The 11,623-nt window shown below is 46.9% G+C and carries 10 protein-coding genes; 4 read left to right on the top strand and 6 right to left on the bottom strand.

Annotated features, from left to right (window positions below; translation table 11 throughout):
• The first annotated feature begins 73 nt into the window (after positions 1 to 73).
• The 4 genes from rraA to ACOCLE_RS07925 all read left to right on the top strand — a co-directional run bounded on the left by rraA (position 74) and on the right by ACOCLE_RS07925 (position 4,490).
• Entirely contained in the window at positions 74 to 553 is a 480-nt protein-coding gene (rraA, locus tag ACOCLE_RS07940; RefSeq protein WP_419536251.1) for a ribonuclease E activity regulator RraA, read from the top strand.
• 303 nt (positions 554 to 856) lie between these two features.
• On the top strand, positions 857 to 2,278 hold the full coding sequence (gene pykF / locus ACOCLE_RS07935; protein WP_419536250.1) for a pyruvate kinase PykF: 1,422 nt from the start codon (positions 857 to 859) through the stop codon (positions 2,276 to 2,278).
• 205 nt (positions 2,279 to 2,483) lie between these two features.
• Positions 2,484 to 3,032 carry a heme NO-binding domain-containing protein gene (locus ACOCLE_RS07930; RefSeq protein ID WP_419536249.1) on the top strand — a complete coding sequence of 183 codons (549 nt, stop codon included), beginning with the start codon at positions 2,484 to 2,486 and terminating at the stop codon, positions 3,030 to 3,032.
• A 6-nt stretch (positions 3,033 to 3,038) separates the two neighbouring features.
• A complete protein-coding gene (locus ACOCLE_RS07925; RefSeq protein ID WP_419536248.1) occupies positions 3,039 to 4,490 on the top strand; it encodes an ATP-binding protein in 1,452 nt (483 codons plus the stop codon).
• Here ACOCLE_RS07925 and ACOCLE_RS07920 read toward each other — a convergent pair.
• The 6 genes from ACOCLE_RS07920 to ACOCLE_RS07895 form a co-directional block, all read right to left on the bottom strand.
• Complete coding sequence (locus ACOCLE_RS07920; RefSeq protein ID WP_419536247.1) at positions 4,480 to 5,508, bottom strand: threonine ammonia-lyase; 1,029 nt, start codon at positions 5,506 to 5,508, stop codon at positions 4,480 to 4,482. The two genes, ACOCLE_RS07925 and ACOCLE_RS07920, sit on opposite strands and share 11 nt — an antisense overlap.
• Before the next feature lie 135 nt (positions 5,509 to 5,643).
• Positions 5,644 to 7,251 (bottom strand): hypothetical protein, encoded by a 1,608-nt coding sequence (locus ACOCLE_RS07915; protein WP_419536246.1) that lies wholly within the window; start codon positions 7,249 to 7,251, stop codon positions 5,644 to 5,646.
• Positions 7,252 to 7,397: 146 nt separating this feature from the next.
• A complete protein-coding gene (locus ACOCLE_RS07910; RefSeq protein WP_419536245.1) occupies positions 7,398 to 9,062 on the bottom strand; it encodes a sulfatase-like hydrolase/transferase in 1,665 nt (554 codons plus the stop codon).
• Between the two features lie 22 nt (positions 9,063 to 9,084).
• Positions 9,085 to 9,903, bottom strand: a complete 819-nt coding sequence (locus ACOCLE_RS07905) for an SDR family NAD(P)-dependent oxidoreductase (RefSeq protein ID WP_419536244.1) — start codon at positions 9,901 to 9,903, stop codon at positions 9,085 to 9,087.
• A gap of 21 nt (positions 9,904 to 9,924) precedes the next feature.
• A complete protein-coding gene (locus ACOCLE_RS07900) occupies positions 9,925 to 10,314 on the bottom strand; it encodes a DUF4260 domain-containing protein (RefSeq protein ID WP_419536243.1) in 390 nt (129 codons plus the stop codon).
• Positions 10,311 to 11,531 (bottom strand): NADH:flavin oxidoreductase, encoded by a 1,221-nt coding sequence (locus ACOCLE_RS07895; protein ID WP_419536242.1) that lies wholly within the window; start codon positions 11,529 to 11,531, stop codon positions 10,311 to 10,313. The genes ACOCLE_RS07900 and ACOCLE_RS07895 overlap by 4 nt, the downstream gene beginning before the upstream one ends.
• Positions 11,532 to 11,623: the final 92 nt, after the last annotated feature.

Raw genomic sequence — 11,623 nt, 5'->3', positions numbered from 1 at the left:
CCTCACAAAGCGCTGTGAAGTTTGTGGTTTTTTTGTTTATCATTTCAGCCATGATTGCCATGGGAGAATAATAATGAGCTTTACTACCCCTGATCTGTGCGATGACTTTGCCGATAAAATTCAGGTGGTTGAGCCGGGTTTTAAAAGCCTTGGCGGGAAAACCATTTTTGGTGGTGAGATTGTCACGATCAAATGCCATGAAGATAACTCCATGGTTCGGGAGCAGGTTTTCAGTGATGGTCAGGGTAAGGTACTGGTCGTTGATGGAGGTGGTTCCCTTAGAAGGGCATTGCTGGGTGATATGCTGGCAGAACAGGCCGTCAGTAACGGTTGGCAGGGGGTTGTTGTCTATGGCTGTATCCGGGACGTGGAAGTGATTTCGCAACTCCAGCTGGGGGTTCACGCTCTCGCTACCCATCCAATGAAAACGGATAAAAAAGGACTTGGAGAGGTCAATATACCGATTCGCTTCCATGGCACCGATTTTATTCCTGGTCATTTCCTTTATGCAGATTTAAACGGTATTGTTGTTTCCGCAGAACGACTTGTTTAATTGTCTGAAGCCCTGTTTTATTGAATTCTAGGACTACCTGAACAGGGCAATTTTCAGTCAGTCATAAATAACGATTCTTTCTATAATAAGTCACTGTTTAACAAGCCTTTTCATAAGTTATTATCGTTGATGATTAATTAAACACTTTTTCGGAAATTACTGATCTAAAACGACGAATTTATTGTAAAAAGGCCAAGGTTTTCTTTCGTTTTTGCGGTAATATCCGCCCCCATCAAAGCGTCGGGACATCATTCACCTGACCGCCATTCACACTAGAACCCCCCTCTGACGGAGAAAACTCCAGTGAGAAAGACCAAGATCGTCTGTACCATCGGCCCTAAGTCTGAATCCCATGAAATGCTGACCAAGCTGGTCGACAATGGCATGAATGTGATGCGACTGAACTTCTCCCATGGTGATTTTGACGAGCATGGTGCCCGTATTGCCCGTCTGCGAGAAGTAATGGCTGAAACCGGTAAGCGTGTTGCCATTCTTCTGGACACCAAAGGCCCTGAAATCCGTACTGTTAAGCTGCAGAATGGCGATGATGTCATGCTGACTGCTGGACAGGAATTTACTTTAACTACCGACACATCGGTTGTTGGAGACAGCACCCGCGTAGCCGTTACCTATGCAGGCCTGACTGCTGACCTGAAACCTGGTAACACTGTGCTGCTGGACGACGGACTGATTGAGCTGACCGTAAAAGAAGTCAGGGCTCAGGAAATCGTCTGTGAAGTTAAGAACAATGGTGAACTGGGTGAAAACAAAGGTGTAAACCTGCCGGGTGTTAAGGTTAACCTGCCTGCTCTGTCAGAAAAAGACAAAGCGGATCTGGTCTTCGGTTGCGAACAGGGTGTTGACTTTGTAGCCGCTTCCTTCATCCGCAAGGCCAGTGACGTCAAAGAGATTCGTGAGCTGCTGGATGCCAATGGCGGCCAGGAAATTCAGATCATTTCCAAGATTGAGAATCAGGAAGGCGTTGATAACTTCGACGAAATTCTGGCCGTCTCTGATGCCATCATGGTTGCCCGTGGTGACTTGGGTGTAGAAATCCCAGTTGATCAGGTAATCTTTGCCCAGAAGATGATGATCAACAAGTGTAACCATGCCCGTAAGCCGGTTATTACTGCTACCCAGATGCTGGATTCCATGATCAAGAATCCTCGTCCAACCCGTGCAGAAGCCGGAGACGTAGCCAACGCTATTCTGGACGGTACTGATGCGGTTATGCTGTCTGGTGAGAGTGCGAAGGGTAAATATCCTGCAGAGTCAGTTGCTGTCATGGCGACCATCTGTAACAGCACTGACGGCAGCATGGAGCTGCGCGTTGAAGATTTCGATGCTGAGATCGACAACTACCGCAGTATCACTCAGGCGGTATGTCGTGGTGCGGTGAAAACTGCTGATATCCTTGCAGCCAAGCTGATTATCGTTGCCACTGAACAGGGTAAGTCTGCACGCTCACTGCGTAAGTTCTTCCCTAAAGCCCAGATTCTGGCTCTGACGTCTTCTGAAAAGACAGCTAACCAGCTGAGTCTGAGCAAGGGCGTTACCACCAGCCTGGTACCACAACAGGAAAACACCGATGCATTCTATAAGCTGGGTAAAGAGCTGGCTGTAAACCACGGTTTCGTTCAGTCTGGTGATCTTGTTGTTATGGTTTCCGGAGCTCTGGTTGAATCTGGCACAACCAACACTGCTTCTGTCCATGTAATCGACTAACTCCCTTAATCATACCTGGTCAACGCGCTTACCTGCCTCTTCCCCAGTTGGAAGTTGGCAGTTAAGCTGCTTAAAAAGACACCTCATTTCATTGCTTTCTCCCCAAAAATATTAACTCTTTAAAGATTTTGGTTTCACTTCGGTAAACACTTTTATGATTGCTGCCGACAATAAGTAGCATCAAGTCAGCTACGGAGCTTCAGCGATGAAGGGAATCATCTTTACTGAATTCATTGAAATGGTGGAGTCGCGCTTCTCGGTCGAAGTCGCAGAACAGATTATCGAGGCTGCCGATCTGCCCTCCGGCGGAAGCTATACATCACTGGGTACTTACTCGCATCATGAAGTTTTGAAGCTGGTTATCAAACTGTCTTCTGTAAGTGGCGTTAATCCTGCTGATCTTCAGTTTGTTTTTGGTGAGTATCTGTTTGGCCGATTCAACGAAGTTCATCCTGAATTTTTTGATGGGGTGCAAGGCTCATTTGAGTTTTTAAGTAAAGTTCAGGAATACATTCATGTAGAAGTGCGGAAACTTTATCCTGAGGCTAATCCTCCCACGTTGACCTGTAAACGTATTGATGATCACCACATGGAACTTCATTATGTGTCTCACCGTCCTTTTGCTCCATTGGCTTTTGGCTTGATTAAAGGATGCGGCATCCATTTTGGAGAAAACCTGACGATTCATTATGAGCCGCTACCAGGAACTGGTGACGGTACCGAAGCTCGCTTTCATTTGACTCTGGAAGGTTAATTGCGGATGGACGATAAAGCCTGGGAAAAACGCTATGAACGGGAGAAAGCCGCTCGTCTTCAAGCCGAAAAAATAGCGGAAGAAAAAACCAGGGAAATTTATTATCGAAATCTTGAGTTGAAAAAACTGGCAGAGACTCTGGAAGAACAGGTCAAAGAACGAACTGCTCAACTTGAGTCCAATAACCATCGATTGGTTGAGTCCAGAAATACGTTGCGGACACACCAGCAGGAATTGCAGGAAATCAACCAGCGTTTACAGGAAAAAGCCGCTGAGCTTGAAAAAATCAGTCATCATAAATCGCAGTTTCTGGCAAATGTATCCCATGAATTAAGAACACCGCTGAATAGCCTGATGATTCTGGCAAGCATTCTGGCGGAGAATCATGAAGGAAATCTAACCACTGACCAAGTTCAATCTGTTCAGATAATTTTTAATAGTGCCAATGAGTTACTTGAGATTATTGAGGATATACTGGATATGTCCAAGGCTGAGGCTGGCGAGCTCAGTATTTTTCAGGAGGACATTCTACTGGGCGATATCTGGCGAAGCCTGGTTGACCAATTTATGCCTGTCAGTAAGGAAAAGGGAGTTAACTTTGAAGTTATCTGTGCTCCCAACCTGCCTGAATGGATTCATACCGACCGAAAGCGTCTGAAACAAATTCTTAAAAACCTGTTGGCCAACGCGTTTAAGTTCACACCGAAAGACGGTTCCATTAAACTCTTGATCCATAAGGAAACTTGGCGTCTTGGCAGAGATTATTCTTCAGAAGGACTTGTTTTCCAAGTTACTGATACCGGGGTGGGGATTCCTGAAGAAAAACATGAAACTGTTTTTCATATGTTTAAACAGGCTGATGGAACAACCAGTAGAAAATACGGAGGGACGGGGCTTGGGCTCTCCATTTCGAGAAAGCTGGCGCGCCTGCTTGAAGGTGATTTAACCCTGGAAAGTAAAGAGAATCAGGGCTCTACCTTTTCACTGATACTTCCCCCCTTAACGCTGGTCACTACTGAAGAATCCATCCGGAATATTAATAGTGAATTTATTATTGTCAGCGATGAGGACAATACTGAGCCTTTTACTGGGCAGGAAGTACTATTGGTGGATGACGACCTGAGAAACAGCTTTGCACTTTCTCGGTTATTGGAAAGTTATGGACTTCGGGTTCATCTTGCGGAAAGTGGTCAGCAGGCCCTCGACTTTCTGGAGGAAAATAAACAGATTGAGCTGCTTCTTTTGGATCTGATGATGCCGGTTATGGATGGCTGTGAAGTCCTGAAACACCTGCGTGGCAAGGTGGAATTTCGATTAATGCCCGTAATTATGCTAACAGCAAGTATGCTGAAAGATGATGAAATGCGTTGTCGAGCGGCTGGTGCAGATGACTATTTACAAAAGCCTGTAGAAATAAGGGTTCTGATGGACCATATCCGGAGTTGGATTACTGCCTGATTGAAACTTTTTTATCTTCTTTTGATTGCAGTATGGAAGCATACTTCTCAGGATCAACATTGCCCCCGCTTGCAATAATAACCACTGTTTTATTTTCAAAAAGTTCCGGATTTTCCATGATCGCGGCAATAGCAACAGCACCGCTGGGCTCCAGTACAAGATTCATCTCCTGAAAGCCAATCCTGACTGCATCATGAACTGTATCACTGTTAACGGTTATTCCCCTGACATTGGTTTGAAGAGTGATGTCCAGATTCGCCACGCCAGGCTCAAGAGCCATTAAAGCATCACAGTCGGAAGGGATACTTCCATCAGCGCGACACCTCTTTCCCTGTTTGAGAGACAGGTTCATCCCTTGATAACCATCTACTTCAACAGCCCAGACCTCGGCCACGTTGGTAAACACCAGGCTAGATCCTGCAACAAGGCTGCCGCCGCCAACTGGGCAAAGGAGGTGGTCACACATCTGATTTTTTTCTTCCAATTGACCCTGTAACTCTAAGGCGACAGAAGCCTGACCAACAATAATTTCATAGTCATCAAAGGGGTGCAGTAATGTTGCGGAGTGTGTTTCAGCCAACTCCCTGGCCATGTCACTCGCCGCTTCTTCTCTGGATGGAGTTACTGAATGGCAAAGGATAACCTGAGCCCCATAATATTCCGCATTTTGAATTTTAGCCTTTGGGGCATCATGAGGCATTACCAGTCTCACAGGTATTTTGAGTATCTGACCAGCGGCAGCCAGCCCTGCAGCAAAGTTGCCCGAAGAATAAGCAATAACCCCTCGCTCTTTTTGTTCATGATTAAGGTTAAGGAGTCTGTAAAGAGCCCCCCTGAACTTAAAAGCGCCGGTAACTTGAAGGGACTCAGCCTTAACCAGAACTTCTCCATGGATGAGCTGACTTAAATGATCGGATCTTATCAGCGGAGTTGTCCTAACGAACCTTCTGATCTGTTCATAAGCACGGCTGATCGTGTTGTGGTTGGGGAGTGTGCTGAAAACTGGTACTTCTGTCATAGGTTTATGATTAATGGCGCCAAGCGGATAAGAAACATGTAGGCGGGTCTAAGGGTTTGCAACTTAATTCCCAACCAACATACAAGATAGTCGATGATTGGCAATTGGGGCACTCTGGAGGCAGCATTGTCATCATCAGATGATTTGAACAGGATTATCCCTCATCAGAAAATGTGTTTGAGTGGTTACAGGCTTCGCTAACCGGTTGATCACAGCAGGAACAATTGAGGTTATTGCCCCAATTCCCGTAAAGAGAGTTACCGTCATTGGACAGATCTTAGTATTTACAGCCCTGTTTAAATAGCCAAAATAAGCGAGTACATCCCCAACAATCGTACCAGTAGTGCCGGTGATGGATGTGTAAAGATACGTTTTTTTAATCAGTTCATTGAAAAAGTTGGGTACTAGACTTTCCAATTTGTCGAAAAGCCTGCAAATTGCTCTACAGACTTCTTCGAACTGTGTATTGATGCGGGTTCTTGCATGATTTTTCTGTATGAGTTCACCGCATTGGAACAACCCATCAATAAAGCCAACACTTCCCATGAATAATATGGCAGCAACTCCAAAGTCAGGGTATCCAAGATAAACAGCAATATCTGCACTCACCGTTCCTGCTGTTGCGTGGATTATGGTGCGCTGTAATAACAACTTGAGAACGGTGACTGCATCCAGCGAAATGACTTCGCTATCTTGTTGCTCATGCATGAGTTCTTTGCAAGTAAGCAATCCTGCAAACAGAGTTGGGAGAAAAATAATTAAGGGGCATACAATGTCTGGTACCGCATCTGTCTTCAAATGACCGGCATCATTTAAATGAGACAGTAAATCTGCAGGAACTGTGGAGGCAGCAGCAATTAAAGAGCAGTTGTAGTAAAGCGTTCTGAAAGCATTTTTACAAGAGTCTGGGATAAAGTCCTGAATACTATTGAGTCTTTGGTGAATCCATCTGCAAGCTGAAAGAGAATAAGAAGCGCATTGCCTGTTTTTTTCTCCAATTTTATAAATACCATCAATCACACCAACCGATGTCATGGTTACGATGACCGTTGCTGCATAATATGGGTGTTTCAGGTAATTGAGAATATCTGCAAGTGCGGTGCTTGATGCCGCATGACGAAACATGCGTTTGCTGAAAATTAAAATAACATCATCTACTGTAAGAAACGGGCTCTGACGTTCTTCACTTGCGCTTAGGCTTTCAAGCAGATTGGCAACGGTATCTAGAGAGGCTCTACTTTCTGACAGATGCAATTGGCATAAATTAGAGGCGTTGCCATTGCTAACTAACGAAACCGTTTCTGTTGTGTTAACAGATACTAAAGGATTCTCCAGGTCTGGTGCTGGCAAGTTGATTGTTTCATTAGACATACCTCGAGTAGATGAAGCCCCGGCATTGTCTGAAACTTCATGCTCTTTAAAACTCTGGTATATATGGTAATCAGACCTGTTCGTAGGTTTTCCTAAATAACCTATACAACCTGTATCAGAGTTAATGCATGGCCAGGAGTTATTCCTTCGTAGTTGACATGACGGCGATTCCGTTCTGATCGATCTTTCTGATAAAAAACGGATTTGATGCGCTAAATCATGGGTGATTGCTTCTTTTTTCGTTGAACTGTCTGGAGGAACTGAGCATATGCCAGGATCTGAGGACAGCGTATGTATAGATGCTGGGTTTGCGTCATCCAGATGCCCTGGTAGCGAAACAGTTACTCTCTGGCTTCCTGTTACACGAGGCATAAAACATTGATTCTCACAAAGTTAAGCTGCTCATAATGACAAGCACAGCCAGTACAAGTTCATGAGAAACTTTTCTAAGTGATCCAAAATGATCGAGCCGGGAAGAAGCACCCACCACGGCTTAAAGTGATGAGCGCGAAGTGAGCTTAATTCAGGCAGGTTTTACCGACAATCGGAATATCCAGTGGGTCGCAGTTATAAATCAACCGTCCCCGGTCACCATGCAGGTAGTCCAGCAAATGTTCAGATCTTTTGCTGGGAGCCATGCTGGTAGCTGGCTGCTCCTGAAGTTCTGAAACCGGGCGTGGATAACTGGCCCAATCTTTTGGTGGGTGCCAGCCGGGCGGCGAAGAGATTCTCGCCCTTGTCCCATTGATTGGGTAAAGCGCCCGACGATCGAGTATTTCCTGAGACATTTTTCCGACACGGCCGGGGTGCTTGCTGGCCAGATTATTATACTCTCCCGGATCTTCAGCCAGGTTGTAGAGTTCGTGGGTCACGGTGGTGGCCATGGGATCCATGGTCAGCCACTGAACCAGCTTCCAGTCACCATCAATGGCGGTAAAGCCAAAAGAGTTATAGAGAGGAATCTCTGAGGCAAAGAAGATCGTGTCATCCCTGGAGACTTCCTTATTGTCCAGTAGGGCAGGTGTCATATCGATGCCGTCGAACTCTAGCTGATTCTGTGGTGAAACGCCTGCCGCTTTTGCCAGCGTCGGAAAAACATCCATCACCGTCATGGCCTGATCAAGGTTTAAGCCGGCAGGAATCTTTTCAGGCCAGCGAATAACGGAGGCGACTCGTATTCCGCCTTCATAGACTTCCCCTTTACCGCCACGAAATGGTGTGTTGTCACCGCCACCACGACCATATACTCGTGTTGCGCCATTATCGGAAAAGAACATGACTATTGTATTGTCGGCGATGCCTTCCTCATCCAGGGTGTTTAGTACCCTGGCAACGGCCTGATCCATGGCATCAACCACGGCGGCGTATAATGGACGACGACTCTCTGCACCGGTAACTTTGGCAAGGCGTGATATTTTATCCGATGGGCTTCTTGCCGGTGGGCGCTCATCTTTCATATCACGGTATTTTTCAACCAGCTCATCGGGTGCCTCAAGGGGTTCATGAGGTGCCAGGAAAGGCAGGTAAAGGAAGAATGGACGGCTTTTATCACGGTTTCTGATCCATTCGGATGACTGGTCGGCCAGCATGAAGGTTTCATAGCCTTCTGAGCTACCTTTCTCCCCGGTCACGGTGCCGGCCAGTGTCTGTCCATTAACCTGAAAATCTGAGCCACCGAGGTTGTTAAAGGGAGGGTAGTAACCCACTTCGGTATGCAGATGGCCATAGAAATGGTCAAAGCCGCGCTCATTGGGGTGAAATACCTGCTGGGAGTGTCCAAGGTGCCATTTACCAAACATCGCTGTCTGGTAACCGGCTTCCTGGAAACTTTCTGGCATAAAATGTTCATCGGTATGAACACCGCCGCTGTCCCATGGCAGGAGCACACTGTAGGCAACACCAAGCCTCATGGGATCTCGGCCGGTCATCAGAGCTGCACGGGTTGGAGAGCAGATGGGCGTCGTGTAAAAGCGGTCCAGGGTCATGCCTTCTTCCGCAAGGCTGTCCAGGGCAGGGGTTTCGATACCAGAGCCCCGGAATCCGGGGTCTGCGTAACCAATATCATCAGCCAGCAGGATAATGATATTGGGTTGATCAGGGGTTGTTGCATTACTTTCAGCAAAAATCGGTGCTGATGAGGCAATAGCTGCTGCTATAGCCGCTCTTATTATTATTTTTTTCATCAGATAAAGTCTCTGGGTAACCTCAGGCGGCCCTGGATTGTCTGGCAATCTTAACCATGGGCTTCAAAATCGCAGTGGGGAGCAGGCGTTTGACAATGTCCAAAATGATGGCATCTCTGCCAATTCTCAAACGAACTTTGTTTTTCTCAACGGCCTCAATAATTTCATTAGCTGCAAACTCTGCGGTAACTCCCATTTTCTGGGCCATTTTGTAATTTCGTTTGGCTACCGCGATATTGTCAGACTCTTTCAGCGTGGCCTGAATCATTTCCGTTTTGATACAGCCCGGATGGACTGAGGTCACGCCGACACCATCGTCTTTCAGCTCAGACCAGAGCGTTTCACTCAGTCCGCGCACGCCCGCTTTGGTCGCACAATAAGAACCTTGATTGGGCAACCCGGTATAGGCAGCCATACTGGACAGGTTAACAATATGAGCGTGTTTGGCGGTTCTCAGTGCATCCATAAAGAAGTGGCAGCCGTAGATGGTTCCCCAGAGGTTGATATTGATCATCCGTTCCCAGTCCGTTAAAGAGTGGGTGGCGACACTTTTCTGAATGGTGATTCCGGCGTTATTGATCAGTAAATTGATGGTGCCGAATTTTTCAATCACAGCAGTGGCCATCTGCTCCATCTGTTCACGATTGCCAATATCTGTGGTGAACAACAGTACATCAATCCCCGGCTGCTGAACTTTCACCCGGGTTTCTTCCAGAGCCTGCGGGTTGATATCAATAAGTGCCAGATGGCAACCTCGACTGGCCAGCTGCTCAGCAAGAGCCCGGCCCAAACCTCCACCAGCACCGGTAATAACGGCGACATGTCCTTTTTTAATTTTCATGATCAGATCAATCCGGTCGTTTTATTTCAGTAGCGGTGTATCAATAGGCAGTTGATTCGTTCCCAGATCGGTATGACAGAAGCTGTCTTCGTATTTCAGCCCCCAACCGATCGTGCGATCGAATGCGCAGTGAGCCAGCCATACCAGGCCAATCTGTTGCGCTATTGGAATATCCAGCGTAAGTCCTGCTACCAGCAACAGGGTTGGCCAGATAAAGCAGTGCACCAGGTTGTAAGTAAAGGCACCAAATGACTTGCTCCTGAGATAACCCAGTATTGAGAGGTCGGGCAGAGAGAATGTCAGCACGAAGAAAAGCCATGAGAAACCAAAGTAGTGATACAGATACAGACTGCATACCAAAACTACTGTTGCCTCGAGGCGTTTCTGTATTGTCGGGTCCGTGAATTTCATGCAACCTGCTCATGCTTGATATTGAGAGGGCAGTGGACACCACCAGGGACTTCGATGGTGGTGACACAGCGGTTGCAATGGGTACAACCATTAACGTAGTTGCCTTGCTGAGCCATAGCATTTTTAACGTAGTTCGGGTCTTTGATCAGTGCACGGCCGATCTGCACAAAATCGATACCTTCTGCCATGACTGTTTCCAGACTTTCCATGGTATGACAACCACCGATATAAACCAGCTGAGCATTTTTCACCCGGTCACGAACCCGCTTGCAGCCTTCCAGAAAATAGAGCTCCTCATATGGGTATTCCTTGAACATCTTGGGCCCCATAAAGCGGAAAGCGGCTTTCATTATCGGGTTGGTTTGTGACTCCGCCATGCCTTCAGCGATCGAATCTCCCCGGAACATGTGCATGACGTTGTAGCTGCTGGTGCCACCGCTGGTAATCAGGGCATTGATACCGCCTTTATCAAGATGCGCAGCCACTTCAATGGCTTCATCCCGCGATAACCCACCACGAACCGCATCTGTCAGTCCCATTTTTCCAAGGATTGGGAAATCATCACCCACCGCTTTGCGCACAGCTTCCAGGGCTCGAAGAGGAAGGCGCATACGGTTATCGAGACTGCCGCCATAACGGTCTGTCCGCTTATTGGTCTTTGGGCTGATAAACTGGCTTAGTCCATAGCCATGGCCAAAATGCACTTCAATGGCATCAAAGCCAATCTCTTTCATCATGACACCGGCTTCATAATAGGTATTCACCATGTAGTCGATGTCTTTCTCGGTCATCGCGTCAGACCAGGGCTTGCCAACGGTCAGGCCTAATGGGTTAACCATGGCAGTAGGCCCTTTAGGGCGCTTTAACCGCTGGAGTTTCCGGTTTTTGGAAAAGTGGCCACAGTGGGCCATCTGGCCGGAGACTTTAGCACCGGTAGACTTCAAATCCGCAATCATGTCACCCAGAGGCTTGCGGACGTAGTCGCCCATATACATCATCTGGTCATTCACACGACCATCAGGGTCTGTTGTGCAATAACCAATGGTGGTCATCCCAACACCACCCTCACAGAACTGACGATGAAACTGATGCAGTGTTTCACCGGGAATACCATCCGGTGTCTTACCTTCAAAGGTGGCCGCCTTGATGATACGGTTACGGAGTTCAAGAGTTCCCAGCTTCGCCGGACTGAATGCTTTCTGGAGTAATGGGCTCATTTTCTTATTGTTCTGATTTATGTAATGATGTTGCATAACTTATGCAATGACCTTGCATAAATCAACTTTTTTATTAATTTGGTATATAAAGG

Source organism: Endozoicomonas sp. (assembly GCF_965196975.1).
GTDB lineage: Bacteria > Pseudomonadota > Gammaproteobacteria > Pseudomonadales > Endozoicomonadaceae > Endozoicomonas.
The sequence above is the reverse complement of the archived record's forward strand: the minus strand, read 5'-3'. Positions and strand labels throughout refer to the sequence as shown.

Bases quoted from the DNA above. Each gene is read 5' to 3' on its own strand.
- rraA (WP_419536251.1), top strand. From the start codon at position 74: ATGAGCTTTACTACCCCTGATCTGTGCGATGACTTTGCCGATAAAATT.
- ACOCLE_RS07930 (WP_419536249.1), top strand. From the start codon at position 2,484: ATGAAGGGAATCATCTTTACTGAATTCATTGAAATGGTGGAGTCGCGC.
- ACOCLE_RS07925 (WP_419536248.1), top strand. From the start codon at position 3,039: ATGGACGATAAAGCCTGGGAAAAACGCTATGAACGGGAGAAAGCCGCT.
- ACOCLE_RS07920 (WP_419536247.1), bottom strand. From the start codon at position 5,508: ATGACAGAAGTACCAGTTTTCAGCACACTCCCCAACCACAACACGATC.
- ACOCLE_RS07915 (WP_419536246.1), bottom strand. From the start codon at position 7,251: ATGCCTCGTGTAACAGGAAGCCAGAGAGTAACTGTTTCGCTACCAGGG.
- ACOCLE_RS07910 (WP_419536245.1), bottom strand. From the start codon at position 9,062: ATGAAAAAAATAATAATAAGAGCGGCTATAGCAGCAGCTATTGCCTCA.
- ACOCLE_RS07905 (WP_419536244.1), bottom strand. From the start codon at position 9,903: ATGAAAATTAAAAAAGGACATGTCGCCGTTATTACCGGTGCTGGTGGA.
- ACOCLE_RS07900 (WP_419536243.1), bottom strand. From the start codon at position 10,314: ATGAAATTCACGGACCCGACAATACAGAAACGCCTCGAGGCAACAGTA.
- ACOCLE_RS07895 (WP_419536242.1), bottom strand. From the start codon at position 11,531: ATGAGCCCATTACTCCAGAAAGCATTCAGTCCGGCGAAGCTGGGAACT.